Source organism: Vagococcus entomophilus, from assembly GCF_003987595.1.
Lineage (GTDB): Bacteria > Bacillota > Bacilli > Lactobacillales > Vagococcaceae > Vagococcus_E > Vagococcus_E entomophilus.
Genome location: NZ_NGJZ01000003.1, coordinates 81,843 through 107,932, shown reverse-complemented (window position 1 = coordinate 107,932; position 26,090 = coordinate 81,843). Strand labels below are relative to the sequence as shown.

Sequence of the window (26,090 nt, the reverse complement as noted above, 5' to 3'; positions counted from 1 at the left end):
TGTTTTGGCAACAACATATTTATAGGACTAGGAAAAAATATTAAGGTAAAATGAAAAACTATGCGTTGATTTTTTGATAGGTAATTTGATGGATGCTTTTTTTAAGCTCAACTTTTTTATGAATGACTAAAAACTGTTATACTGATAGAAAACGAAAGAGAGGGCATTATAATGAATCTTTTAGGAAATATCATCTGGTTTATTTTTGGTGGATTTGTAGGAGGGGTTTCTTGGCTCCTTGCAGGGATGCTGTGGTGTGTGACAATAGTTGGAATTCCAATTGGTCTTCAGTGCTTTAAGTTAGCCGGTTTGAGTTTTTGGCCTTTTGAAAAGGATGTTGTTTATGGAACAAGTAGTATCTCCTTACTTGTGAATATTATTTGGCTCATTGTGAGTGGGATACCGATTGCGTTGGGGCACTTTTTTAGTGGCGTGATTTTATGTATCACCATCATTGGGATTCCTTTTGGAAAGCAATCCTTTAAGTTAGCTAGACTTGCACTTATGCCTTTTGGGGCTAGAGTTGTCTATACTGGTTATTAAAAAGTCATCTTAATTGATGGCTTTTTTATTTTCGACGTATTTTCTATTGAGAGGAGGGAAATATGGAGCATATAAGCAGATGGATTGAAAAAGCGAAAGTAAAAGGGTGGATTGTCGGTATAGTTGCCGTGGGGGGCGTTTGTCTTGTAGTTGGGATATGGCTTATTGCTCAACAGACAAAAGAGGATAGTTCTGTTGAGAATCCATTTTCGAGTATGACAGGCAGCGAAAAACAAACGCGAGAGAAACAAGAAAACAAAAAGTTGAACCAGCCAAACTTAGGTTATGTAGATGTCAAAGGAGCCGTTTTAAAGTGTGGGATGTATCAAATTACAGAGGATATGCGTGTGATTGATGTGGTGCGACTTGCCGGTGGGTTTTTAGCAGATGCAGATGAGAATAGAGTGAATTTTTCATTGAAGGTCACAGATCAAATGGTTCTTTATATTCCAAGGATTGGAGAAGAACTATCCCAGATAGAAACACTACCCACTCAAGAAAGTAAAGCGGAAGCGACACAAAAAAAACAAGTAAACATTAACCGTGCAGATGTTGCAGAATTGAAAAACATTTCAGGAATCGGTGAAAAAAAAGCAGAAGAAATTATGAGGTACCGAGAAGAAAATGGTTCTTTCCAAAAGAAAGAAGAGTTAATGAATGTACCTGGAATAGGAAAAAAAATATTTGAAAGTTTAGAAAAATTGATCACAGTTGATTGATAGCTTAGGAAAAGTTGAGTACAATGAGAGAAAAAGAAAGTGAAGGTGATAAGATGTCACAGGAAAGAATTCCTTGGGATCAATATTTTATGGTGCAAAGTGTGCTGCTATCCTTGCGTAGTACATGTACCAGACTGGCGGTAGGGGCGACAATCGTCCGTGATAAGAGAATTATTGCAGGAGGCTATAACGGCTCTGTGAGCGGAGATGTTCACTGTATTGATGAAGGTTGCTATGTTGTGGACGGTCATTGTGTACGAACAATCCATGCAGAGATGAATGCAATCTTACAATGTGCAAAGTTTGGTGTGCCAACGGAAGGTGCAGAGATTTATGTCACGCATTTCCCTTGTTTGCAGTGTACGAAGATGATTTTACAAGCAGGAATCAAAAAAATTCATTATTTGAAGGACTACCATAATAATGACTATGCATTAAATTTAATAAAAGTTGCAGGCGCAACAGTCGATCAAGTGAAACTTTCAAATAAATATTTTAAAGATCTAGAGTTGGGAGAAGATGAGTCCGCATTTCTTTCGTAAATTCTCTCAGACTCTAGCAGGAAATTCGATTTTCTTAGCGTTTACTTTGTTGACATTGTTGCTTTTTCAACATGAGCCCTCCGTCCTTTCTGCTAGCATTCTAGGTTACTTTTGTGTTCGGTTGTATACAACCCGTTTACAGGTACTTCGTGTTACCTGTTTAATTGTTGGTTGTTTTTTTATAATTTTTATTCAAGTATGGTGTTATCAAGTTCGGTTGGAGGAAAAAAATCTCCCTGTAGGCAAGATCGAGACAATCTGTGAGGTATTGCCAGATACGATTCAAATTGATGGTGATTATGTTCAATGGATAGGGAAAGTCAAACAGGCTAAAGTCCAAGCGCATTACGTACTCAAAAATCAAAAAGAAAAAAATTACTGGCAAAAAATAGCGACCAAACAAAAAATTTTTTTACAGGGAACGGTAAGTTTTCCAGATGAAAAAAGAAATCTCCATGGATTTGACTATCGCAGCTATTTGAAAACCAAAGGAGTATACCGAATTTTAGAAGTAGAAATGATTACTGCAATGGATCGTCAAAAGGTAGCTTTTTTTACTAATCCATTCGATAAGATACGAGAATTTCGAAAGCAAATGGCCTGTCACATTGAGTCAGCATTTCAAGCTTATCCTAGTATTATAATGTATCAAAAACAGCTGATTTTAGGGATGATGGATGAAAATAGTTATGTTCAAGCAACCAATTTGCGTAAACTAGGAATTAGCTATTTATTTTTTGTGTCTGGAATGCATGTTTTATTTTTTGTTGCCACAATCCGGTATCTTTTTTTAAGAATAGGTTTAACGCTTGAGTTGACTTTTTGGATAGAAATTTTGGTTTTAACGATTTGTTTTTTGTTGACAGGTTTGGCAGTAGGTGTTGGAAAGAGTTGTTTTCAAAGAACACTACAACAAATCAATCGGCGATTTAGGTGGGGATTTTCGGCGCTAGATATCTGGAGTCTTACCTTGATTGTTTGTTTGATAGTAAAACCGCTATTTATTTTCCAACTTTCTGGGGTAGTTACTTTTTCAGTTTCTTTTTTTAGAATTTATTTGAGCAAAATGAAGAAGAAAAAAACAACTCGCTTATTTAGAAAATGGCAGTTGAATAGTCAAATTAGTTTTTGCATGATTCCGTTTTTAGCTTTTTTTACCTACGAGTACTCTTTTTTTAGCATATTTTTGGTTTTTGTATTTGGACAAATTGTTAGATTGAGTGTGTTCCCAATTTCCATAGGGTTATTTTTGTCTAGTTTTTCAATAAATGTAGCTTTTTTAAAAGGTATTTTGATAAAAATTGACAAAATGTTTCAAGGAATAGAAAAAGCAGTGGAAGCCCTAAGTACTCTGCCAAATCAACACCTTGTTATTGGGCAAATCACGCCTGTTCAGTTGTTACTTTTTTTGATTTTGATTCTTTTTTACCTCAGCGCCCACAAAAAAGAATCTTGGCGATGGAAAAGAATAGGGTATCTTTTTACTGTATTTGTTGGTTTGTTAGGAGGAAAATATTTAAATCCTAATGGGAAGATTGCTTTTATTGATGTGGGTCAAGGGGATGCACTATTTATTCAGCTACCATTTTTTCAAGGAAACTATTTGGTAGATACAGGAGGAAAGTTACCTTTTATTAGGGAAAAATGGCAGGATAGAAAAAAGCAGCGAAGTAATGCTTCGTATACACTGTTCCCTTTTTTAAAAAGTATGGGTGTTTCCACACTAGACAAAGTCCTGATTACACATGCAGATTTAGATCATATGGGGGACTTAGAGGAAATGAGTAGCCAAGTGAAAATTAAGGAACTAGTCTATCCTAAGGGAACGACAAATAAAAAAAGCTTTGATGTGGTGACCAAAAAATTAATTAAAGGGAAAGTCAGACAAAAAGAAGTATTAGCTGGTGAGAGAATAGAATTAAGGAATCTTTTGTTGTATGTGTTGCATCCAAAAGCTAGTGGAAATGGAGAAAATAATGATTCACTAGTGAGTTACCTAAAAATTAAAAAAACGGCATTCTTACTTGTTGGGGATCTAGAAGAGCCGGGGGAACAAGAGCTGATAAAAAACTATCCAAAGCTACAAATTGATTGTTTAAAAGTGGGACATCATGGGAGTCGTACCTCTAGTTCAGAAGCATTCTTAAAACAGTTGGGAGCCAAAACTGCGATTATTTCTTGTGGGAAAAATAATCGTTTTGGACATCCTCACAAAGAGATTGTGAGCCGAATCCAAAAATATACGCCAACCATTTACCGAACAGATGTCTCAGGTATGCTATACTATGAGTGGAACTTTTGGGGACAAGAACTTTCTCCAGTAAAATCAGTGAAGAAGGATGAGTGAGCACTTTTATGAATATACAACAAGTACTTGCCGAAATCAGAAAAAATAAGCTGGCACCCGTGTATTTGATTACGGGGAATGAACGATATCTAGCTGATACGTTTAAAAAAGAACTTTTACAACAAGTGCTAAATGGGGCGGGCGATGAGTTTAATTTATCCACTTTTGACATGGAAGAAACGCCGTTGTCTATCGCAGTGGAAGAAGCCTCTTCTGTCCCATTTTTTGGGGATTATCGCATTGTATTTATTGAGCGACCCTATTTTTTGACGGCAGAAAAAAAAGCAATCGAGATGGACCATCAAGTAGAGGAGTTGCTACAGTATTTAGCGCATCCTTCACCAACGACTATTTTGGTTATTTTTGCTCTCTATGAAAAGCTAGACGAACGTAAAAAAGTTGTGAAACAATTAAAAAAAGAAACCCAAGTGGTGGATGTCCATGCAATGAAAGAGGCAGAACTAAAGAGTTATTGTCAACAATACATTCAAAGTGAAGGCTACACAATCACTACGGAAGCTTTTGAACAACTTTTACGGTTGACGGATATGGAACTAACGAAAGTGATGGGCGAGATGGCGAAGCTTTTTCTCTATACAGCAGACTCTAAAAAGATTACCAAAGAAGATGTCCGCGGTCTTGTTCCTAAATCGTTGGAACACAATATTTTTGATATGGTTACGTATGTATTGAAAGGTCAAACAGAATCTGCTCTTTCTTTGTACCAAGATTTACTGCTTCAAGGGGAAGAAACAATCAAATTGAATGCGGTTTTGGTTAGTCAGTTTCGTTTACTTGTACAAGTGAAAATGCTTGGAGGACTAGGCTATCAACAAAAAAATATTGCGGATGTCTTAAAAATTCATCCATACCGTGTAAAACTAGCAATGCAACAGTGCAAACAATTCAGCTTAGATGCTTTAGGGACAACGCTTGATGAATTGGTTGAAAATGAATACAAAATGAAGACAGGAAAAATGGATAAAGAATTGCTTTTTGAATTATTTCTATTAAAAGAAAAAAGCTAACGATTTTTAATCAAAGAGGCGGAAGATTCGACCTGTTTATTCAAAGATGATAAGATTTAAACAAAGAAAGGTTGTGAGAAAAGATGACAGAGCTTATTCCAACTATTATGTTAAATGATGGAGTTGAAATTCCTGCATTAGGATTTGGTACGTATAAGTTAAAGGGCGCTACTGGGGTAAACAGTATTTTGAGTGCCATCAATAATGGCTACAGGCTGCTTGACTCTGCATTTAACTATGAAAATGAAGGGACGCTTGGAGAAGCGTTAAGAAGGACCCATGTCGCGCGTGAGGAGCTTTTCATTACTTCTAAGTTACCAGGTAGACATCAAAAGTACGATGAAGCAATCGCAACCATCCAAGAATCACTTTACCGAACAGGTGTTGACTATTATGATTTGTATCTAATCCATTGGCCAAATCCGAAACAAGGAAACTATGTAGAAGCTTGGCGGGCATTGATTGATGCGCAGAAATGGGGCTTGATTCGCTCTATTGGGGTATGTAATTTTTTACCAGAACATATTGCGACCCTAATAAAGGAAACAGGTGTGGTACCTAGTATTAATCAAATTGAACTACACCCTTTCTTTAACCAAGAGGTACAGCGCAATTATAATCAAAGCAAAGAAATTGTGACACAATCATGGAGTCCTTTAGGGCGTAAGCTTACTGCCTTGTTGGAAAATGATGCGTTGAAAAGGATTGCTCAAAAGTATCACAAATCAATTCCACAAATAATTTTAAGATGGCATGTGGAATTAGGAGCTATCCCAATTCCAAAATCCTCTTCTTCTAGCCGTCAAGTTGAAAATCGTCAAATTTTTGACTTTAGTTTAACTCAAGAAGAACGAGAAGTGATTAACCAGTTGACGAAGGAAAATGGTCGGTTGGCCAATCAAGATCCAGCAGAATATGAAGAATTTTAAAAGATTTAAGGTTGAAACGAAAGTCTGCATTTGTAGATTATACAATAAAATTTACAATTGATATATCGTAAATTTTGATGACTTCACATAAGTTTTAGCAACTCTTAATGGTGTCACTATTTAGAGGTGAACTGAGCGTAAGCATTACGTTCAGTTCACCTTTTCTTTTCGGATTGATCCAAAATAGTTCGTGTTTGTTCTGTTCCAAGCATAGGTACGAGTTCAGCTATTCTTTTTTTAGTGGAGATGTGATACTATAGCCCTTGTGAGATTAACTTATTTATAAGGAGCTTAAGAAATGCAAAATAAAAAAGTATTGGCAACCTTAATTGCCAATTTATTTCTGGTTTTTGTAGGAATTGGTCTAGTGGTACCTGTAATGCCAGTAATCAAAACAGAAATGGGGTTGTCTGGTACAACGATGGGCATGCTGGTGTCTTTTTTTTCTGTCGCACAGCTGTTAACTTCTCCAATTGTAGGGAGAATATCCGACAAGTCTGGACGGAAAAATCTCATTATTTTAGGTATGCTTTTATATAGCATTTCTGAATTTATATTCGCAACAGGAATGAATGTTTGGATGCTCTACCTATCTAGGATTGTTGGTGGGATAGCAGCTGCGATGATTATGCCCTCAATTACATCCTTTGCAGCTGATGTCACTTCTTTACCTGAGCGACCTAAAGTGATGGGGTGGATTTCGGCAGCAATTAGTGGTGGTTTTATTATCGGACCAGGTCTCGGAGGTCTTTTAGCAGGAATTAGTGACCGTATGCCCTTTTTTGTTGCAGGTTTTTTAGGTGTGATAGGCTGCATATTTGCGGTATTTTGTTTAAAAGAAGAACCAAAAGTACACCACGAAAAGGAAAAAGTAGGGAGTTATCAAATTATTCGACAAAAAAAATACTTTTTGCCGTTTCTAGTTATTTTAATTTCTTCATTTGGATTAGCAGCTTTTGAGGGGATTTATGGGATTTTTATGAACGTGACTATGAAGTTTACCCCGCAAGATATTTCTCTTGTAGTCGTGATTAGCGGCTTACTTGCGTTAGTCTTCCAACTATTTTTATTTGACTTTTTGATTCGAACCATTGGAGAAATTGGACTGATTCGTCTTTGCTTCTTAGCAAGTGCTATCTTTGTAGGAACGATGTTGTTCACACACACCAAACTATTGGTCATGCTGGCAACATTTGTCGTTTTTCTGGCGTTTGATTTAGTTCGACCGGCTATTACGACCTATTTATCCAAAGGAGCAGGAGAGAACCAAGGATTATTAAATGGAATGAATTCGTCTTTAACAAGTGTAGGGAATATTGTCGGTCCTTTTTTAGCTGGGGTCTTTTTAGATATTAATTATGCATATCCCTATCTATTTGTAGTGTTCGTGTTGACCATTACTTTTGGTTGTACACTATTTTGGAAAAAAGAAGAATTAAACAAAAATGAAAGTTAGGATGGAAACTCACATGCAGAAGAAAATAATCGAAGATATGTTGTTGGTGCTTGTCGGTTCTTTTTTTATTTCAATTGGGATTAATATGTTTTTTTTACCAAATCATATTGTCTCTGGTGGAATGAACGGGGTGAGTATTATTATCAATTATTTGACAGGAACAAGCCCCTCTACGTTTTTATTTTTAACGAATATTCCATTGCTTTTGATTAGCTATTTGTTTTTAGGAAAAGGATATACGGCAAAGACTATTTTTGGAGCCTTTACCTTGCCGTTTTTTGTTTATCTAACTGCGGGGTTCCCAGTAGCAACCAAGGTTCCTTTACTTGCGGCTTTATTTGGCGGACTGGTAACGGGTTTTGGATTAGGCGTTGTTTTTAGAGGAAAAGCTTCTACTGGTGGAACGGCTATTTTATCTCAAATTGTGGCTAAATATGCTAAAATCCCTTTGGGAGTGGCGGTTGGAATCGTCGATGGATTGGTAATTGCGGGTGCATTTGTTGCTTTTTCAGCAGATACAGTGATGTTTTCACTCATTTCTTTATTTATTATTAGTCGAATGATTGATTTGGTTCAATTAGGATTTAATCGTTCGAAGAATGTATTTATTATTTCAAAACAGTATGCTGCGCTAAAACCTGTTATTATTCAGCAGTTAGATAATGGGGTGACCACGGTACCCGTTCTTGGTGGTTTTGAAAATCAAGCACAAGAGATGCTGATGTGTGTCATTTCGGAAAAAAGATTTCCTAAGCTAAAAGAAACTGTCCTTCAAATGGATCCACAGGCGTTTGTCGTGGTGATGAGTGCCAGTGAAGTGATGGGACTAGGATTTAGCTTAACCAAAGAAAAATCTCATTAATTAGTAAGTAGTGGGTCAGATATAACAAAAAAAGTGCGCTACAAAAGGGATAATTACTTTTGTAGCACACTTTTTTTATGTAAAATAGCTAAACATTAGGTTTAAAAAATAATCTTTTTGTCTTGGTATGTAAAAGTGCAACACTTACGCTCATTATAATTAGAAGTAGCTCCAATTCGTATCCTCCAACAAAATTACTGCCTATTTTCAAGGTCAAGATAGCTCCCACTAGAACAGCAACAAATCCTAGAGAAACGAGTGGCACTAACAGTCCAATCATCATGAAAATCCCACCTACTAGCTCAATTGTGGCTACAAAATAAGGCAGAAATGCAGGTAGTCCGAGACTGTCAAAGAATGTAACCGTTCCAGCAATCCCTAGCACTTTTTGTAGGCCATGCAAAGCCATTGTCAAGCCTAATAATATACGTAATAACAAAACAGCTAATTGTTTTTTATTCATAGAACACCTCACTTACTTTTAGTATGCATAAAGCATAACTTTTTTTGTAAGCTGTGTCAAAATAGTTGCCTTTATTGTTTTTTAACGAGGAGGGTACATCTGCCAACACTTACCACTTTTTTTTGATCATTTGTGATAGAAGCTTGCCATACTTGAGTCGTTTTTCCAATATGATCAGCAGTTGCATGGGTCAGGAGAGTTCCAGTGTGACTGCTTTTCAAATGACTTGTCTGAATGTCTACACCTACTGCTATCTCTTTTTTCGTATCTAAATTTTCGTTTGCTCCGATACTACAGGCTGTTTCAATCAGTGTTGCATTTACACCACCATGAACTAGTCCGAATGGTTGCTTGTGAATAGCTGTAATGGGCATGGAAAGTATGACTTCTGTTGCGCTCTTTGAAAGCACAGTAATGCCCCAATTTTCAAGTAAGTCCATCAGTTTCAACTCCTTTAAGTAAACAGATAAGTTCAGTATAGCATTTTTTTTCTAATTGGGAATCTTAAGCAAGTTTTAGCCGAATTTAATCAAACTTGTGTATAATGGAGAAGCGAAACAAATGAGGAGGATTTACACATGAAAACTTGGACAATCATTAAGGAATATGAAGAAATTTTGTTTGAACAACAAGGGAAAGTAGCGAAAATTACGATTAATCGACCACATGTACATAATGCTTTTACACCTAAAACAGTCTTCGAATTATTAGATGCGTTTACGATTTCTCGTGATAAAACGGATATCGGAGTGATTATTCTAACAGGTGCTGGTGATCAAGCCTTTTGTTCTGGTGGCGATCAAAAAGTTCGTGGGAATGGAGGGTATGTCGGGGAAGATAACGTACCTAGACTAAATGTTCTTGATTTACAACGGTTAATTCGAGTGATTCCCAAACCTGTAATTGCGATGGTAAAAGGGTGGTCAATTGGTGGCGGGAATGTCTTACAACTTGTCTGTGATTTAACGGTTGCAGCTGATAATGCACGTTTTGGGCAAACTGGACCAAATGTGGGAAGTTTTGATGGTGGCTATGGATCAGGCTATTTGGCACGAGTAGTGGGACATAAAAAAGCAAAAGAAGTATGGTTCTTGTGTAAGCAATATACTGCTGAAGAGGCCTTAGACATGGGTTGGATTAATACAGTGGTACCACTAGATCAAGTAGAAAAGGTAACGATGGAATGGGCTGCAGAGTTGTTGACGAAAAGTCCGATCGCCTTGCGAATGATCAAAGCTTCAATGAATGCCGATACAGATGGCTTGGCTGGGATTCAGCAATTAGCTGGAGATGCAACCTTACTTTATTATACGATGGAAGAAGCAAAAGAAGGACGTGATGCGTTTAAAGAAAAACGCCAACCTGATTTTGATCAATTTCCAAAGTTTCCGTAAATGGAGGAGAGTATGTCTGGTCTATTAGGAGAAGTAGTTAAAAAATATCCCAATCGCCCTGCGTTATACTACGAGGAGAAGTGTTGGAATTTTAGAGAAGTACGTCAAGAAGTAGATGCATGGGTGAACTTTTTACAACAAAAAATCGGGGCAAAACAAACGCGTGTGGCCTTATTCAGTCGTAACTCTGAAAAGTTGTATTTTATTATACTGGCACTCTGGGAGTTAGACAAAGAGCTGGTTTTTTTGAACCGTCATCTTAGTAAAGAAGAAATTTTGTACCAAATAGAAACAGCAGATGTCCATTTTCTTTTAGCAGAAATGGATGAATGTAGTAAACTGAAAGAATTTCCAGTCGAAATCATTCCTATAGCTCTGCCAAATAGCACCGAGCAAAACCATAGTGAATTGCACAAAAAGGGTGATTTTTCCCCCAATCATACTGCCTCGATTATGTTTACCTCGGGTACTACAGGTAGACCAAAGGGAGTGGTACAACGCTTTTGTCATCATTTATCAAATGCGAAAGCAACTATTATGAGCATGAAGGTCACCCCTTTTGATTGTTGGGCTTGCTGTGTCCCTTTATTTCATGTGAGTGGCCTATCGATTTTAATGAGGCAGCTGCTTAGTGGCTGTAGCATCCGACTTTATGCCAAGTTTGCTCCAGAAACTATCTCCCAAGACCTACAGCAAGGGAACGTGACGCTGATTTCTTTGGTTAATGTTATGTTACAGGAGCTTTTAAGGATATATCCTAGCGTAGGCTACGCATCTAACTTTCGTACAGTTTTATTAGGTGGAAGTCCTGCTTCCTTGGAACTACTCACAGAATGCCAAGAAAAAAATATAGCCGTTATTCAGTCTTATGGTATGAGTGAAACTTGTTCACAAATTGTTGCGCTAAGTTTTCAAGATGCAAAAGAAAAAATTGGTTCATCAGGCAAGCCACTACCAGGAGTCCAACTTCAAATTCGAGTGGGAAATCGAGAAGCAAAAGCTTTTGAGGTGGGCGAAATCGTGGTCAAAAGTTCCTCTATTATTGAGGAGTATCTACTTAACAATCAAAACAATGCTTGTAAGAGTCACATGGAGGATGGGTGGTTTCAAACAGGTGATATAGGTTATCTAGATACAGAGGGGTTTCTTTACGTAAAAGCACGTCTCAGTGAACTAATTATTTCTGGTGGTGAAAATATTTATCCAGCAGAAGTTGAAAACTGTGTGATGAGCTACCCTGACATCGAAGAAGCTGCTGTAATTGGTGAAAAAGATTCGAAGTGGGGCGCGGTTCCAGTAGTATATTATCGCGCGAAAAAACAAATTGAAACAGAGAAACTAGTGCACTTCATCTCAGATAAGTTAGCTAGTTTTAAAGTACCAAAAAAATACTATCAAATCGAAAAAATGCCTCGAACTGCTAGTGGGAAAATTGCCAAAAGATTATTAAAAAAAGAAAGGTAGGCGACATCTAAAAAAATGGAGCTACCCCTTGAAATTAAACAAGCTTATCGAATGGGAAAACGTAAATTTAGTTGGATTGAACCTTTAGACAAAATAGAAAGTATTGTCGATTTTTTTTACCAAGGTGAACAAAAGTATAATCAAACGCGTTTTTTCTGGGAAACACCCGATAAAGCATTGACGCTAGTAGGGATTGAACCTTTAGTAGAGATCCTCACACCAACTCAAGACGAACAGTTATTAAGAGAAGAGATGCAAAAAATAACGAAAGATGTTTGGTGTAATTATCCCAAAGAACAAAATGGCTACTTTTTTTTGGGAGGACTCCCGTTTGACAAGAAAAAAAAGGCCAAAAAAATTTGGGGAGAGTTAGCTTCTGGCTATTTCTTTATTCCGAAAATTTTAATTAAAAAGATTCAAGATCAGTATTTTGTCGCGTATAATTTTCAGTGCCATGATTATGAAAATTTAAACGAAAAATGGCAAGAGGTTCACCAATTATTCTATCGGTTGCAACAAGAGCCTGTTGAATCAAGCAAATCACATATGTTGGAGCAAAAAGAACTGAGGGTCTCTGAGTGGTTAAAATTGGTCGCTCAGACGGTCCAAGAAATAAAAACGAGTCCAGTGCTCAATAAAGTGGTGCTGGCAAGAGAATTAGCTATTCGTAAGAGTCAACCAATATCCCTAAATGAAACAGTGAAACAGTTGCTAAGAGAACAAAAAAATACCTATATTTTTGCTTTAGAAAAAGATGGACATAAGTTTGTTGGGGCGACACCGGAACGCTTGCTTTGTGCAACAGAGAATACATTTGCGACTGCTTGTGTAGCAGGGTCTATTGCAAGAGGAAAGAATGAATCTGAGGACTTCCGTTTGGGACAGCAACTCTTAGAGGACCAAAAAAATCAACAAGAACATCAGTATGTTGTGCGCTATATCGAACAAATACTAGGACACTACACCCAAGAGGCATTGCCTAAAAGACCAGCAATTCTTCTTAAAAATCAAGATATTCAGCATCTATTTGTCCCATTTTCGGGTACAAGAACAGAGAATGCTTCTTTTTTGGAGGCAGTTTTTGCCTTACATCCGACTCCTGCCCTTGGAGGGGTTCCTCAAGGGTCAGCCCTTGAATGGATTAGCAAAAAAGAATCAGCTGGAAGGGGCATGTACGGTGCACCGATTGGCTGGATCCAGCCTCAAAGTGATAGTGGAGAATTTGTTGTGGCAATTCGCTCTGCTATTATTAGAGAAAATCAAGCGTTGCTTTATGCTGGATGCGGGATTGTCGAGGACTCCATTCCAAAGCTTGAACAAGAAGAAACAAAAATAAAATTTAGACCAATGCTTCGGGCAATTGGAGGAGAGATAGAATGTTAGAAGACCAAAACTTACGTGCATATTTGGATTACTTTCTAGGCGGGTTCGTGCAACAAAAGATTAAACGGGCAGTGATTAGTCCAGGATCGCGTTCAACCCCCATTGCTTTGTTATTGCACCAATGTCCGCAAATTGAAACGTTCGTCCACATTGATGAACGGTCTGCTGCTTTTTTTGCATTAGGAATGAGCAAAGCGAGCGAAGAGCCAGTTATTTTGGTCTGTACTTCCGGCACGGCAGCAGCCAATTACTATCCCGCCATTTGTGAGGCAAAAGAATCGAATACACCACTAGTCATTGTGACAACCGATCGTCCTTTGGAATTGCAACAAATAGGCGCTCCGCAAACGATGAATCAACAGTCATTATACGGACAACAAGTAAAATATTCTGTTTCAATGCCACTTGCTGACTCCACGCAAGCTGTGAAAGAATACGCACATTTTCAAGCAATTAAAGCGGTCCAAATAGCGCAACAGCGACCATTAGGGCCTGTTCATTTGAACATGCCTTTTCGTGAACCACTTCTTCCAAGTGTGCAGGAGACTAAAAACGTCCCAGATTTTCATCAAGCATTTTGTGGAAAAGCTGTCCTAACACAGGAGCAAATTACGCAAATAAAGAATAATTGGCAAGGGAAAAAAGGAATTTTGATTGTTTCAGGTAGTCAAAATCGTTCGACAGCAAAACAATATGTTGCTTTAGCAAACGAGCTAAGCTGGCCATTATTTGCAGATCCATTGTCAAATGTAAGAAACTGCGGCATGAAAAGTGATACGATTCTTAGCTACTATGATTTATATATGGGCTGCTTAGATGAACAGTGGATGCCGGAAGTGATTGTGAAAGTAGGCAATCCAATTATTTCTAAAAGTTTTAATCAATGGTTGGGGCAGCTGGTTGTTCCGATGTATGTCATTGATTGTGAGATGGAATGGAAAGAGCCCACGCTACACGCTAATTATGTGATTCAGGCAGAAAGTGAGACGTTTATTAAAATGATGCTGGCAAGCGAAGTCAAGCAAAGTGATCGTCAGTGGTTGAAACGATGGAATTCTTTAGAAAAGCGCGTGCAAGAAATTTGCGAAGCAGACCACTATCTTTGTGATTTTACAGAAGCAGCTTGTACGAAATTGGTGTTAGACTCACTTTCAGAAGATGCTCAGTTGTTTGTTTCAAATAGTATGGCAATCCGGTATGTCGACCGCTTTAGCGGACAAGCTAAAAACAGCTACACGCTTTTGGCCAATCGTGGTGTTAACGGGATTGACGGGATTATTTCAACAGCACTCGGGATGGCTCAAATCCATCAAGGTCATGAAAATGTATTATTAATTGGGGATTTAGCTTTTTGTCACGACATGAATGCTTTATTACTTGCTAAAAGCTATGACATTCCTCTTACCATCATCATTATTAATAATCAAGGGGGCGGAATTTTCTCTTTTTTACCTCAAAGTCAGTTGAACCCAGTGGACTTTGAAGCACTCTTTGGAACGCCGCAAGACTTAGATTTTACCTATGTAGCCAAGCTCTATGAAGCGCAGTATCAAGAGGTTAGGACCTTAGATGAGTTGCACAAATGTTTGTTGGAAGAAAAAAACGTGTCTCAATTACGGATACTAGAGCTTAAAACATCTCGAGCTGAAAATAGCTTAGACTATGAAAATCTTTGTAAAAAAATTGCTTCAGAAATATAGGAGAGAAAAATGCGTCAAGAAGTTAAGGGAGTGTCGTACCATTACGAGTGGTTAAATGAATATGATTGGAAGAAAAAAACGCTGGTATGTCTGCATGGATTTACTGGAACTAGCGCTACTTTTAAAGAATGCCTCTCTAGTTTTGCTGCATACAATATCCTAGCAATTGATTTACTGGGGCATGGACAAAGTGATAGCCCTGCTCAAGCCAAACGATATGAAATAGAGTCAATCGCACAAGATGTTACAGCACTTCTTACATTGTTAGGGTTGGATTCTTTTTCGTTACTCGGCTACTCTATGGGAGGACGTGTTGCTATATCTGTGGCTTTATTAAACTCTCGGCGATGCGAAACCCTGATTATTGAAGGGGGGTCTCCTGGTATTGAGTCAGAGCACAAGCGAGCAGAACGTCAAAAAAGAGATATTTGTCTTGCCACTTGGCTTTTAACAGTGGGAATTGAAGAGTTTGTCAACTATTGGGAAGCCTTACCACTATTTGCTACACAGAGAACATTGGCGTTAGAAAAACAATTGAAAATCAGAAAAGAGCGCTTGAGTCAGGATCCTTTTGGTTTGGCTTGTAGCTTGAAGTATATGGGAACTGGAAGTCAGCCTTCTTATTGGGCAAAATTAGGACAGTTAACAACAATTCGATTGCTCTATATTGTGGGGGAGAATGACCACAAATTCCAACAGATCGCAGAGCAAATGCAAGAGCTAGTGCCCTCATTGACTATTTCCAAACATCAAACAGGACACTGTGTTCATGTTGAGCGACCGGATGAGTTTCGTTTAGTTGTCCAAAAATTTTTGAAAGGAGAAGCATATGAAAATTCAAAAAATTGAATGTTTTCAGCATTTATTTGAGTTGAAGCAGCCCTTTCAAACCAGTTATGGTGTGTTGTCGCATAAGCCAGTTGCGATTTATTGTGTAACAGATGAACGAGGCAATCAAGGGTTTGGAGAATTGGTGGCGTTACCCTGTCCAGACTATATCGAAGAAACATTTCAAACTGCACAAGTCATCATTAAACGTTTTTTAGTTCCGCTTATAAGTAATCAGACGATTCAACATCCTAAAGAAATCCGGGAGCTTTTTCGAGCGGTTCGCGGAAACGAAATGGCAAAATCAGCACTTGAAACAGCCATCTGGGATTTGTATGCGAAACGACTAGGACAATCATTTTCGCAACTATTCTCAGTGAAACGTAAGAAAATACCAGTAGGTGTAAGTATTGGGCTTCAAACAGATGAACACAGCTTGCTAAAGAGCGTCGAAGAGTACGTTCAAAAAGGATATACACGTGTGAAGTTGAAGATAAAACCAGGATATGATATTAGACCCATTCAAGTAATTCGGAAACATTTTCCAGAATTAGAGTTGATGGTAGATGCGAATTCTGCTTATTCTTTTTCAGAAAAAGAAAGACTAACGGAATTAGATCAGTATCGTTTGGCTATGATTGAACAACCCTTTTCTGCTAGTGATTTTTTAGAGCATTGTGAGTTACAAAAAGAAATGACAACAAAAATTTGTTTAGATGAAAATATTCGGAGCTTAGAGGATGTAAAATTAGCGCATTTTTTGGGGAGCTGTGGAGCCATCAATTTAAAGATACCACGTGTTGGAGGGATTGCAGAGGCTCTAGATATTGTGCACTATTGCCAAGAAAATTCCCTTATGGTTTGGCTAGGTGGCATGTTTGAAACAGGGATTGGCCGCTCTTTGAATCTTAGTTTTGCAGCACAAGATGCTTTTTGCTTTCCAGGAGATATTTCCGCAAGTGAACGCTATTTTTTCGAAGATAGCATCGAAGAAACATTCAGTCTAGAAAATGGCTGTCTGACTTTGCCAAAGGGGAAAGGGATTGGCGTGCACCCCACTTTGAGTAAAATGAACAAGGAAGTTCTTTTTTAATATAAGAAAGCCTAAAGGAAACGTTTGTTCCTATTTGTATTACCTATTTAGAAAATATTTGTTATAATAAAAAAGAATAAGATCTTGGTAGGGAGAGGATTTTTTGAAACGTTGCGAATATTGTGGGAAAGAAATAGAGCAAGAGGTGGAAGTTTGTCCTTTTTGCAAGGAAAAACAAGGCATAGAAAAAACGGGAGATGCACAGATTATTCCTCTGAAAAAAGCAGAGAAGCAGTCTGAGCAAATGAGCAATCCAACAGGCTCTGATTCCACAGCAGAAAAAACAGAGCAAAAGAAAAGTGAAAAAAAACAAGCAGAAAAGGTAGTCGAGTTTAAGATGGAACAAGTGGAGCAAAACTTTAAAGCGCGTTGCTTCAAGCTTGGTAGCAAGCTGTTAAAAGCAACTCGTCAATATAGTTTGTTCTTTGTTGAAACACTTAAGCAGCCTACGAGTAAAAGAAAACAGGATCCGCTATATACGGGGATTATTTCATTTGTGTTACTTGCATTTTTTATGGCACTAACAGTTAGTAGAAGTATTGTCTTGTTTGTTTCAGGACTGTTCTCATTAGTCTTTTCAAAGACGGGTGTCTTGAGCACTGAATATTCAACGGGGATGTTGACACAGTTATTTCCAAAATTTTTCTTTATTTTTTTTGGGATTATTTTGACTTTTTTGATTATGATTATGACGGGATATATTGTTAGTACCAAAGTCTTTGACTTAAAGCAAAATTTTTGGGAGTATTGCAATCAATTTGCTGCGTTGTGTAGCAGTGCCTTACTTATTTCTGTACTAACGGTTATCTCAAGCCTGCTTGCGAAAAATGCGAGCGAACTTACGATATTAGGGATGATTGTGGTCATTATAGTATTGGTGACGGCGCAAGTTCGGTTGATGTTTAAAAGTGGCGAACTTTCTTTGAAACCTTACGTTTTTTATACGGTTGTACTCGCACAAATCGTGCAAAATCTACTGATTTATTATATTTTGCAAGGTGTCATGAGGGGAATTATTTCTAGTTATATTGGAGCATAGTTACGATCCGTTAAAAAGCAGGTAGAAGGTAAAGCAACTTTCTATCTGCTTTTTTGACAAACGAGCAATTAGAGGGAAAACATTTAATCTTACTCAAAAATAAGGTATAATAGCAAAGAGACGACGGAAAATACAATCCATTGAAGAGAATTGAGGAGGACAAATCCATGAAAAAAATTTTAGTTGTGGATGACGAAAAGCCGATTTCAGATATTGTCAAATTTAATTTAACCAAAGAAGGCTATGAAGTATTTACAGCGTATGACGGTGAAGAAGCTGTAACAATGGTCAAAGAAGTTGAGCCTGATTTGATTTTGTTAGATTTGATGCTACCAAAAATTGATGGTCTGGAGGTATGTAGACAAGTCCGCAAAGACTATGATATTCCAATTATTATGGTCACAGCAAAAGACTCTGAGATTGATAAAGTTTTAGGCTTAGAGTTGGGTGCAGATGACTATGTGACCAAACCCTTTTCTAATCGTGAATTAGTAGCTAGGGTAAAAGCGAATCTTAGAAGACATGGCGCAACTAACAATAAAGTTCAAGAAGAAGACGAGTCCAATGAGCTAGAGATTGGTGCACTGGTTATTCATCCTGATGCCTATATAGTATCTAAGCGAGGTGAAACGATTGAACTAACACATAGAGAATTTGAATTGCTTCATTATCTCGCCAAGCATCTAGGACAAGTTATGACAAGAGAGCATCTCTTGCAAACGGTTTGGGGCTACGATTATTTTGGTGATGTGCGGACAGTTGATGTGACCGTACGAAGACTACGTGAAAAGATAGAAGACAACCCCAGTCATCCTGGATGGTTAGTGACAAGACGGGGCGTTGGTTATTATTTGCGAAATCCAGAGCAAGATTAATTAGGAGAGCTGTTCATGAAAAAACGAATCCATTCTTTTCAGACGGTCAATTTTAAAATTGCCGTCGTATTTGTTTTGTTATTGCTGATTTTTGTTGAAATTATTGGGGCAATTTTCATCAGACAGCTAGAGCGAACCACCATCAATAATTTTGAAAGTAGCTTGAATAGCTCAGTAGATACGCTAGCAACAAACATCAGTAGCGAGTTGAGCAAGAGCGATCAAAGTACGAATAAAGCGACCATTCGGAGGATGCTAGCAGAGTTTGCTAAAAGCGAAATTCTCGAAGCGAGAGTGGTGGATGATAAAGGAATTGTAGTGGCAACAAGCGATGGAAATCAGCAAAGCATCGTAGGAAAGAAAAATGACAGTGATTATGGTCTTAGTAATGGCTTAACCCAAAAAAGACAAGAAGCCAAAGACCCAAAAACTGGAAAATTGATTTATGTCAATGTCCAACAAATTTATTCACCAACTGGTGATACAGCACTTGGTATTTTGTATGTCAAAAGTGACATTGCTAGTAAGTACGAAGAAGTACAAAGTGTGGCGTTGATCTTTTTCTCCGCTTCAATGATTGCCTTGGCGATTAGTATGGTGCTGGCATTATTAGTTGCGCGAAATATCACCAAGCCCATCGCTGAAATGCAGCAGTATGCGGTGAAAATAGCTCAGGGCGATTACTCTGGAAAAGTTAAAATTTATGGGCAAGATGAGTTGGGTCAGTTGGGTGAAACATTCAACGAGTTATCTGTTCGGATTTCTGAGGCGCAAGAAACTTTAGAAGCTGAAAGGCACCGTTTGGACAGTGTTCTTTCGCATATGTCTGATGGCGTGATTGCGACAGACAGGCGAGGAAAAGTTATTATCATCAATGAAATGGCACTAATGCTATTAAATGTTAATAACGAAGAAGCGATTGGGCAACCGATTGTTGAACTATTGAACATTCAAAAAGAGCATACTTTACGTTCACTTTTGGAATCTCAAGTTGAGATGCATCTCAATGTTCCAACAAGTGAAGGACGAGAAATGATATTGCGAGCTGAATTTTCAATGATTCGTCGTGAATCGGGCTTTATTAGTGGCTTGGTTTGTGTTTTACATGATGTCACGGAGCAAGAAAAAAACGAGCGTGAACGCAGAGAGTTTGTTTCGAATGTCTCTCATGAATTGCGCACACCGCTTACGAGTACTCGTAGCTATGTAGAAGCGCTAAATGATGGTGCATGGCAAGACAAAGAAATTGCACCACAGTTTTTAAATGTGATCCAAGAAGAAACCGATCGAATGATTCGAATGATTAATGATTTACTTCGTTTGTCAAGGATGGACGCGCAAAAAGAACCTTTGCGGATGGAGCTGATCAATTTAAATGAGTTGTTGAACTTTGTTTTAGATCGTTTCGATATGATGATCAAAAGTAAAAATCAACCCTATAGTATCAGGCGTGAATTTACAAATCGTTCTATTTGGGTGGATGCAGATGCAGATAAAATGATTCAAGTTTTGGATAATATTCTAAACAATGCTCTGAAATATTCTCCAATGGGTGGAACCATTACCTGTCGATTGATTGAGACTCACCGTAATGTTGTCATCAGTATTTCGGATCAAGGACTTGGAATTCCAAAGAAAGACTTAACCCGTGTATTTGATCGCTTTTATCGTGTCGATAAAGCACGTTCAAGAGAAATGGGTGGGTCTGGATTAGGACTTGCTATTACAAAAGAGGTAGTGAAAGAGCATGGTGGTGCCATCTGGGCAGAGAGCAAAGAAGGGAAAGGTTCTACATTCTATATCTCGTTACCTTACGAACCCTATGAGGAGGATTTGTGGCTATGAAAATAATGCATCGTCTTATTCGTGTAGCATTGCTTGCGATGATTCTACTCAGTATTTTCTTATCTTCAAAAATTTGGAGTAACTCTGGTAATACAGTTTCAACAAGTGAAAATCAAATTAGGACAAGCATGGTTCAGCTAAAAAGTGCGCCCGAAGTGTTCTTGCCGACTAAGTTGATTTATCATAAAGAGAATCAGTTTTCGTATACAAATCGTGAGAGTTTAATTTCAAGTTTGTTCAAGCAGACATTAAAATTTAATTACAAAAGTTTAGCTACCTCCAAGCAATCAGATGGAGAGTTGATGAACAAGATACAAAAGCAAGAAAAAAGTATTTCTTTTGTATTTCCTGCACCCGTTTCGTTAGAGTATTTTCTAACAATCAACAACATTTCTATGAAAAATAAACGTCTAAGTGCAGATATGAGTTTTGATCAGATGATCCTTTCAGTCACAGATAAAAAGATCTATTATTTCAATGACCAAACAAACGAAATGGCTTCGGTAGGAATTTCATCTTCTATGAATCGTTTGGTTAACACAATTGAAAATAAAAATAATCAGTACTATGTTGTGTCGAAAGATCATGAGATTTTACCCAATGCGTATTATTTTGATACAGAAGTTCAATTGAAAAAATATAGTTACATCTTATCTACACAGAGCTACAGCTTATTTACTCAAGCTTTTTTTAATCAAGTAAATGATTTAAGTTCAAATGATGAGAATGACACTAAAAATACAAACATTACCAATTCTAGCGGTGAAATTCTTTCCATTCAGTCTGATTCAGGAGAGGTTAGTTATCTAGGAAAACTACAAAAAAATGAAAAAAAAGAGCAAAATAACATCTACGGAAATACGTTCCAATATGTAGCCAGAATCGGGAGCGCTTTTGGAAATCTACGATACTTTGATCAGTCTTCTGGTTCAGTGACGTATCGGAATTATATTGAAGGCTTTCCTCTTTTTAGTAATTACAGTAGGGGGCGGATCATGCTTACAGTGGTCAACAATAATCTCAGAATCCAAGCAAATCAAGAGACGATTCAAGTGCCCATCCCCTCAGATGAAAAAGTAGTTTTAAAAACCACCGGGGAGACCATCCAGGATCTTTTGGATGCTGGGGTTCCTAAAATGGATATTCAAGACATTCAAATTGGCTACACTTGGGAGCAAAGCACACAAGATGAACAACTAGTGAATTTGACTCCCAATTGGTATGTTAAGTATAAAAGAAATTGGGAATCTGTAAGCGAATTGATCAAACAATTCCAAACGAATACAGCAACCACCACAGAGACTACGACAAAGGAGGCAGCATTAAATGGATTTTCGCAGGATTGAGCTGATTTTTTTGTTTGTCTTTTGTGGTCTTAACTTATTTCTATATACGAGTTATAAAAATAGTGTGACGGAAACAATGACACCAGAAACTAATTTGTCGACTACCTTAGAAAAAAGATTAGCCAATGATAATATAAGTTATAGTGGAAATTTTTCGACAGAACAACAGTCAGGCTATTATCTAACTGGCGAGCAGAGCAATTTGTTCTCAAAAGTTAATCAATTAAAAAATCAATCCTATAAAATTGAAGAGAACAAATTAGTGGGGACTTTTTATACAAGTGAGGAAGTAACGGTCAAATCTAAAGACAGTAAAAAGAAGTTTGGCGATTTTATTAAGAAGCCTGAGAATATTATTTCTGGGAGTTCCTACACTTTTTCTGAAAAAGCTTCGCAAGTAGATGGGCAATTAGTATATGTTGAAAATTGGGAAGGGATTCCTTTCAATGATGATACGGCAAAATTAACACTGCTTGTGACAGAAGATAGCCATAAAAATATGACGCTTACAGGGTACGAGCAAGAACATATCGAAAATATTGAGCCTTTGAGGGAAAAACAGGGTTTAATCTCGGAACGCGATGCAATCATTACCTTATATATGAATATGAAGTTGCCTGCAGAGTCCAAAATAAAATGGACACAGCTCGCGTACACACGTATCTTTACTGCACAAAATAAGAATGTCTATATTCCAGTCTGGTTTGTCGCGATTCAAACGAATAAAAGTAGTGTACAGGTAGAGAGAGTCAACGCCTTTACGAACACGATTTTATCAAGCAGTGTTTCAGATGTAAAAAAATAGTAAAAAGTATACAATAAGAGTGAAACAATAAGAGATGAGGTGTTGGAAATGGGAGAAACGCCGTCTTTTAAAGTCAGTATTCTGGCAAGTGGAAGTACCGGAAATTCTTTATATATAGAAACCGATAAGAAAAAATTACTCGTAGATGCTGGTTTGAGCGGAAAAAAAGTAACGAACTTGTTACAACAAATAGGACATTCTCCAGAAGAATTAGATGGAATTTTGGTGACACATGAGCATCGTGATCACATACACGGTGTTGGCGTTCTAGCTAGAAAGTATCATCTAGATGTCTTTGCAAATGAAAAAACTTGGCAAGCAATGGCTCCTTTAATCGGGGAAGTAAAAAATGAGCAAAAACATTTGTTTGAGATGGAAGCAATTAAAACATTTGGTGACATGGATATTGAAAGTTTTGGTGTTTCACATGATGCGGCGCAGCCACAATTTTACCGATTTCATCGCAATGGCAAATCATTTGTGATGCTGACAGATACTGGGTATTGCAGTGACAGGGTGCGTGGAATCATTCGAAATGCGGATGCTTATTTGTTTGAGAGTAATCATGATATTGAGATGCTGCGCATGGGGTCGTATCCTTGGAGTACGAAACAGCGTATTTTGGGAGATAAAGGCCATCTTTCAAATGAAGATGGTGCGTTAGTGATGACTGATATTATCGGGAATAAAACCAAAAAAATATTTTTAGGACATTTAAGCAAAGAGAATAACTTCAAGGAGCTTGCGCACATGACCATGGAAAATACCCTGATGGAGCATGGACTAGGGGTTAATCATGACTTTGTTGTCTGTGACACCGATCCAGAATTACCAACTGAATTATTTGCTATTTAAAAAGAGCCTAGCACTTAACCTGTAAGTTATGTGCTAGGCTCTTAGCATTAGACTATGCTATGGAAGCCGAATTTATTTTTTGAAACATGCTGAAACTTTCATCAGTTCTTTCTTATTTATCAGATGAAACACGGCTATCTTACTCTTTTTTTGTTAGTTAGATTCAGAAGTTTTCAAAGAGGATTGATCTAAAGTAAGAGAAACGGTCGCCGTTTTCTTAGTCGTACCACGGTAATACGTAATCTTGATAGAGTCTCCAACTTTTTTCTTATAAAGTGCTGTTTGAAGTTCTGTCCCACTTGTAATGGTGGTATCATCGATTGCAACAATCACATCATATTGTTTTAATCCAGCTTTTTCAGCAGGAGAGGCGGATTGAACGCTGCGAATAATTACACCAGAAGTGACAGAACTTGGAATTTTAAGAATTTCTTGCTGTTGCGCACTGGTAATATTGGCTAAGTCTGTCATCGTTACTCCCAGCATTGGTCGACTGACTTTTCCGTTTGCTTCTAACTGATTGATGATTGAAACTACTTCATTACTTGGAATTGCAAAGCCCATACCTTCGACAGAAACACTAGAGCTACTGCTAGATTCAGCAATTTTTACAGAATTAATTCCAATGACTTGTCCAGCAGCATTGACTAGTGGACCACCTGAGTTTCCTGGATTGATAGCAGCATCTGTTTGGATGGCATTAATATTGATAGTCTGTCCATCATCAGAAGTATTTGAGATATTTCTATTCTTAGCAGAAATAATCCCTTGCGTTACTGAGTTGGCATAGGTTGAACCAAGAGGAGAGCCAATTGCGATGGCGGGTTCTCCGACTTTAAGTGCATCAGAATCACCAAAAGTCGCTACTGTTTCAACTTTTGATGAGGAGATTTGCAAGACAGCTAAATCAGAATAAGTATCTTTTCCGACTAACTTAGCAGTAACTTTTGTCCCATCATTTAAAAGAACTTCGATTGATTCAGCACCATCAATCACGTGGTTATTGGTCACGATATAAGCTTTGTCGCCACTTTTTTTGTAAATGACCCCACTACCTTCACTACTCGTTTGAAGTTCAGAGCTACTAGAGGATTTGCTACTAGATTGAGAACCAAACAAGTTGGATGAGCTTTGTGCTTTTTGAAGATTCAGTACAGATACCACTGATTTTTGGACTTTATTAACCGCAGTGGTGGTGTCACTTTCTACGTTGTATTTAATAGTGCTTACCTTGGTAGAGCCACTGGAAGAAGTAGTAGTGTTGGAAGAGCTGTTTGTATCTTGCTGATTTAAAGCATAGGCACCACCAAGTACTAGCATCCCCCCTAGTACTCCGCTGAGAAGACCTACCCCAAAGCGTTTAAGTAACCCAGTGTTTTTTTGTTTATTGGGTGTTACATCTTTAAAATTTTTATTTGCCATAATGATTGGTGTGAAAAACACCTTTCCTCCCTTTTATTAAAGTGAAAATAAGTATCTACTTATAAGTTCTAAACTAATCATAATGCCATTTTTTGAAAAAAATATGAATTTATCAAGATAAAATCCGTTTCTTTTCTTGAAAAATAACAATTAAGAAACTGTGTATAACTGAATAACTTATCCACACTTGTTGTGGATTGTGGATATCTAATTATATGAGTCGAACCAACCGCTACTATTAATAATAAGATAAGTAGAGGGAAAAGACAATTATTTTGTATACTTGTGGAAAAACCTGTGTATAAATGTGGAAAACTCAAAATAAGCATGATAAAATAAAAAAGAATTTTTATAATACCTAAGAAAAGAAGTGGAAAGCTTGCAAATAAAAATAATCACCGTCGGAAAGCTTAAAGAAAAATACTTGAAACAGGGGATTGAGGAGTATGCAAAACGTCTAACAAAATATGCCAAGATAACTATGGTGGAAGTTCCAGATGAAAAAGCTCCAGAAAACTTAAGTAGCGCAGAAATGGAACAAGTAAAAGAGAAAGAAGGGAGAAGAATTCTGGCAAAAGTCAAGGAAGGAGAGTATGTTCTGGCTCTTGCAATAGATGGCCAACAGCATAGTTCAGAATCTCTAGCTCAAACGATTGAAACTTTAGGGATACAAGGGAACAGTCAACTTACCTTCATCATCGGTGGCTCATTAGGGCTTTCACCAGAAGTTATGCACAGAGCACAGGATACCTTGTCATTTGGCAAGATGACGTATCCACATCAACTTATGAAATTGATTCTAACTGAACAAATTTATCGTAGTTTTCGAATTATTAATGGCCACGCGTACCATAAGTGATGATATTTTTGAGTTTAGGAACAATGTTGTTGGAAGTAAGCACTGTTAAAGGTTACTGATAGAAAAATAAAAGAGGTGCCTAGAGAAATTGAAGATGTTCTAATCGCGTAAGCAATAGAATCTCGTTCAAATAGGCGACAAGATATTATCTTACTTTCATTCTTTCCTGAAATGAAATATGTAGATATTGCTTGCTTGAGAAAGCTTGCAAAAAAAACATTATCGCAAAGAAAGTGTGCTGAAATAATTGCGAAAATACATGGAGGAACACAACAATGGAAAATAAATCAGAA

General features: G+C 37.6%; 24 protein-coding genes. 21 read left to right on the top strand and 3 right to left on the bottom strand.

All coding sequences use genetic code 11. The features are described 5' to 3' along the window. Positions 1–171: 171 nt before the first annotated feature. From CBF30_RS09500 to CBF30_RS09465, 8 genes are all read left to right on the top strand, one after another. A complete protein-coding gene (locus tag CBF30_RS09500; protein ID WP_126825842.1) occupies positions 172–543 on the top strand; it encodes a YccF domain-containing protein in 372 nt (123 codons plus the stop codon). A gap of 62 nt (positions 544–605) precedes the next feature. Beyond that, positions 606–1,262: a helix-hairpin-helix domain-containing protein gene (locus CBF30_RS09495; protein ID WP_126825839.1), complete on the top strand. Its 657-nt coding sequence runs from the start codon at positions 606–608 to the stop codon at positions 1,260–1,262. A 53-nt stretch (positions 1,263–1,315) separates the two neighbouring features. Next, positions 1,316–1,804, top strand: a complete 489-nt coding sequence (locus CBF30_RS09490) for a ComE operon protein 2 (RefSeq protein WP_126825836.1) — start codon at positions 1,316–1,318, stop codon at positions 1,802–1,804. Continuing rightward, positions 1,782–4,151 carry a DNA internalization-related competence protein ComEC/Rec2 gene (locus tag CBF30_RS09485; RefSeq protein WP_126825833.1) on the top strand — a complete coding sequence of 790 codons (2,370 nt, stop codon included), beginning with the start codon at positions 1,782–1,784 and terminating at the stop codon, positions 4,149–4,151. Before CBF30_RS09490 ends, CBF30_RS09485 begins: the two co-directional genes overlap by 23 nt. 8 nt (positions 4,152–4,159) lie before the next feature. Further along, positions 4,160–5,179, top strand: coding sequence for a DNA polymerase III subunit delta (holA, locus tag CBF30_RS09480; protein ID WP_126825829.1), 1,020 nt, complete (start codon positions 4,160–4,162; stop codon positions 5,177–5,179). An 83-nt stretch (positions 5,180–5,262) separates the two neighbouring features. After that, positions 5,263–6,108: an aldo/keto reductase gene (locus CBF30_RS09475; protein ID WP_126825826.1), complete on the top strand. Its 846-nt coding sequence runs from the start codon at positions 5,263–5,265 to the stop codon at positions 6,106–6,108. 298 nt (positions 6,109–6,406) lie between these two features. Then, positions 6,407–7,564, top strand: a complete 1,158-nt coding sequence (locus tag CBF30_RS09470) for an MFS transporter (RefSeq protein WP_126825823.1) — start codon at positions 6,407–6,409, stop codon at positions 7,562–7,564. A gap of 13 nt (positions 7,565–7,577) precedes the next feature. After that, complete coding sequence (locus CBF30_RS09465) at positions 7,578–8,426, top strand: YitT family protein (protein ID WP_245975062.1); 849 nt, start codon at positions 7,578–7,580, stop codon at positions 8,424–8,426. An 88-nt stretch (positions 8,427–8,514) separates the two neighbouring features. Here CBF30_RS09465 and CBF30_RS09460 read toward each other — a convergent pair whose 3' ends face one another. Continuing rightward, positions 8,515–8,889: a DoxX family protein gene (locus tag CBF30_RS09460; RefSeq protein ID WP_126825816.1), complete on the bottom strand. Its 375-nt coding sequence runs from the start codon at positions 8,887–8,889 to the stop codon at positions 8,515–8,517. Between the two features lie 71 nt (positions 8,890–8,960). Then, positions 8,961–9,329, bottom strand: a complete 369-nt coding sequence (locus CBF30_RS09455; RefSeq protein WP_126825813.1) for a PaaI family thioesterase — start codon at positions 9,327–9,329, stop codon at positions 8,961–8,963. Positions 9,330–9,467: 138 nt separating this feature from the next. Between CBF30_RS09455 and menB the strand changes: the two genes are divergently transcribed. From menB to CBF30_RS09395, 12 genes are all read left to right on the top strand, one after another. Then, on the top strand, positions 9,468–10,283 hold the full coding sequence (gene menB, locus CBF30_RS09450; protein WP_126825809.1) for a 1,4-dihydroxy-2-naphthoyl-CoA synthase: 816 nt from the start codon (positions 9,468–9,470) through the stop codon (positions 10,281–10,283). A gap of 12 nt (positions 10,284–10,295) precedes the next feature. Further along, positions 10,296–11,747 carry an o-succinylbenzoate--CoA ligase gene (gene menE / locus CBF30_RS09445; protein WP_126825804.1) on the top strand — a complete coding sequence of 484 codons (1,452 nt, stop codon included), beginning with the start codon at positions 10,296–10,298 and terminating at the stop codon, positions 11,745–11,747. A 51-nt stretch (positions 11,748–11,798) separates the two neighbouring features. After that, positions 11,799–13,130: an isochorismate synthase gene (locus CBF30_RS09440; protein WP_170169003.1), complete on the top strand. Its 1,332-nt coding sequence runs from the start codon at positions 11,799–11,801 to the stop codon at positions 13,128–13,130. Next, a complete protein-coding gene (gene menD / locus CBF30_RS09435; RefSeq protein ID WP_126825797.1) occupies positions 13,124–14,830 on the top strand; it encodes a 2-succinyl-5-enolpyruvyl-6-hydroxy-3-cyclohexene-1-carboxylic-acid synthase in 1,707 nt (568 codons plus the stop codon). Before CBF30_RS09440 ends, menD begins: the two co-directional genes overlap by 7 nt. Positions 14,831–14,839: 9 nt before the next feature. Continuing rightward, a complete protein-coding gene (gene menH, locus CBF30_RS09430; protein WP_126825794.1) occupies positions 14,840–15,679 on the top strand; it encodes a 2-succinyl-6-hydroxy-2,4-cyclohexadiene-1-carboxylate synthase in 840 nt (279 codons plus the stop codon). Further along, entirely contained in the window at positions 15,660–16,751 is a 1,092-nt protein-coding gene (gene menC / locus CBF30_RS09425; RefSeq protein ID WP_126825791.1) for an o-succinylbenzoate synthase, read from the top strand. Before menH ends, menC begins: the two co-directional genes overlap by 20 nt. Before the next feature lie 103 nt (positions 16,752–16,854). Then, complete coding sequence (locus CBF30_RS09420) at positions 16,855–17,790, top strand: hypothetical protein (RefSeq protein WP_126825788.1); 936 nt, start codon at positions 16,855–16,857, stop codon at positions 17,788–17,790. Positions 17,791–17,957: 167 nt separating this feature from the next. Further along, positions 17,958–18,665: a response regulator YycF gene (yycF, locus tag CBF30_RS09415; protein WP_126825785.1), complete on the top strand. Its 708-nt coding sequence runs from the start codon at positions 17,958–17,960 to the stop codon at positions 18,663–18,665. A gap of 15 nt (positions 18,666–18,680) precedes the next feature. Beyond that, on the top strand, positions 18,681–20,510 hold the full coding sequence (gene walK / locus CBF30_RS09410) for a cell wall metabolism sensor histidine kinase WalK (protein WP_126825782.1): 1,830 nt from the start codon (positions 18,681–18,683) through the stop codon (positions 20,508–20,510). After that, positions 20,507–21,856, top strand: a complete 1,350-nt coding sequence (locus CBF30_RS09405) for a YycH family regulatory protein (protein WP_126825779.1) — start codon at positions 20,507–20,509, stop codon at positions 21,854–21,856. The genes walK and CBF30_RS09405 overlap by 4 nt, the downstream gene beginning before the upstream one ends. Further along, positions 21,837–22,661 carry a two-component system regulatory protein YycI gene (locus tag CBF30_RS09400; protein WP_126825776.1) on the top strand — a complete coding sequence of 275 codons (825 nt, stop codon included), beginning with the start codon at positions 21,837–21,839 and terminating at the stop codon, positions 22,659–22,661. The genes CBF30_RS09405 and CBF30_RS09400 overlap by 20 nt, the downstream gene beginning before the upstream one ends. A 48-nt stretch (positions 22,662–22,709) precedes the next feature. Continuing rightward, positions 22,710–23,516 (top strand): MBL fold metallo-hydrolase, encoded by an 807-nt coding sequence (locus CBF30_RS09395; RefSeq protein WP_126825773.1) that lies wholly within the window; start codon positions 22,710–22,712, stop codon positions 23,514–23,516. 153 nt (positions 23,517–23,669) lie between these two features. On the opposite strand, the gene CBF30_RS09390 is transcribed toward CBF30_RS09395, so the two are convergent. Continuing rightward, the gene (locus tag CBF30_RS09390; protein ID WP_126826376.1) at positions 23,670–24,938 is read right to left on the bottom strand and encodes a S1C family serine protease; all 1,269 of its coding nucleotides are present in this window, start codon (positions 24,936–24,938) and stop codon (positions 23,670–23,672) included. Between the two features lie 379 nt (positions 24,939–25,317). Between CBF30_RS09390 and rlmH the strand changes: the two genes are divergently transcribed. After that, complete coding sequence (gene rlmH, locus CBF30_RS09385) at positions 25,318–25,797, top strand: 23S rRNA (pseudouridine(1915)-N(3))-methyltransferase RlmH (protein WP_126825770.1); 480 nt, start codon at positions 25,318–25,320, stop codon at positions 25,795–25,797. The last annotated feature ends 293 nt before the right edge of the window (positions 25,798–26,090 follow it).

Bases quoted from the DNA above. Each gene is read 5' to 3' on its own strand.
- CBF30_RS09500 (WP_126825842.1), top strand. From the start codon at position 172: ATGAATCTTTTAGGAAATATCATCTGGTTTATTTTTGGTGGATTTGTA.
- CBF30_RS09495 (WP_126825839.1), top strand. From the start codon at position 606: ATGGAGCATATAAGCAGATGGATTGAAAAAGCGAAAGTAAAAGGGTGG.
- CBF30_RS09490 (WP_126825836.1), top strand. From the start codon at position 1,316: ATGTCACAGGAAAGAATTCCTTGGGATCAATATTTTATGGTGCAAAGT.
- CBF30_RS09485 (WP_126825833.1), top strand. From the start codon at position 1,782: ATGAGTCCGCATTTCTTTCGTAAATTCTCTCAGACTCTAGCAGGAAAT.
- holA (WP_126825829.1), top strand. From the start codon at position 4,160: ATGAATATACAACAAGTACTTGCCGAAATCAGAAAAAATAAGCTGGCA.
- CBF30_RS09475 (WP_126825826.1), top strand. From the start codon at position 5,263: ATGACAGAGCTTATTCCAACTATTATGTTAAATGATGGAGTTGAAATT.
- CBF30_RS09470 (WP_126825823.1), top strand. From the start codon at position 6,407: ATGCAAAATAAAAAAGTATTGGCAACCTTAATTGCCAATTTATTTCTG.
- CBF30_RS09465 (WP_245975062.1), top strand. From the start codon at position 7,578: ATGCAGAAGAAAATAATCGAAGATATGTTGTTGGTGCTTGTCGGTTCT.
- CBF30_RS09460 (WP_126825816.1), bottom strand. From the start codon at position 8,889: ATGAATAAAAAACAATTAGCTGTTTTGTTATTACGTATATTATTAGGC.
- CBF30_RS09455 (WP_126825813.1), bottom strand. From the start codon at position 9,329: ATGGACTTACTTGAAAATTGGGGCATTACTGTGCTTTCAAAGAGCGCA.
- menB (WP_126825809.1), top strand. From the start codon at position 9,468: ATGAAAACTTGGACAATCATTAAGGAATATGAAGAAATTTTGTTTGAA.
- menE (WP_126825804.1), top strand. From the start codon at position 10,296: ATGTCTGGTCTATTAGGAGAAGTAGTTAAAAAATATCCCAATCGCCCT.
- CBF30_RS09440 (WP_170169003.1), top strand. From the start codon at position 11,799: ATGGGAAAACGTAAATTTAGTTGGATTGAACCTTTAGACAAAATAGAA.
- menD (WP_126825797.1), top strand. From the start codon at position 13,124: ATGTTAGAAGACCAAAACTTACGTGCATATTTGGATTACTTTCTAGGC.
- menH (WP_126825794.1), top strand. From the start codon at position 14,840: ATGCGTCAAGAAGTTAAGGGAGTGTCGTACCATTACGAGTGGTTAAAT.
- menC (WP_126825791.1), top strand. From the start codon at position 15,660: ATGAAAATTCAAAAAATTGAATGTTTTCAGCATTTATTTGAGTTGAAG.
- yycF (WP_126825785.1), top strand. From the start codon at position 17,958: ATGAAAAAAATTTTAGTTGTGGATGACGAAAAGCCGATTTCAGATATT.
- walK (WP_126825782.1), top strand. From the start codon at position 18,681: ATGAAAAAACGAATCCATTCTTTTCAGACGGTCAATTTTAAAATTGCC.
- CBF30_RS09405 (WP_126825779.1), top strand. From the start codon at position 20,507: ATGAAAATAATGCATCGTCTTATTCGTGTAGCATTGCTTGCGATGATT.
- CBF30_RS09400 (WP_126825776.1), top strand. From the start codon at position 21,837: ATGGATTTTCGCAGGATTGAGCTGATTTTTTTGTTTGTCTTTTGTGGT.
- CBF30_RS09395 (WP_126825773.1), top strand. From the start codon at position 22,710: ATGGGAGAAACGCCGTCTTTTAAAGTCAGTATTCTGGCAAGTGGAAGT.
- CBF30_RS09390 (WP_126826376.1), bottom strand. From the start codon at position 24,938: ATGGCAAATAAAAATTTTAAAGATGTAACACCCAATAAACAAAAAAAC.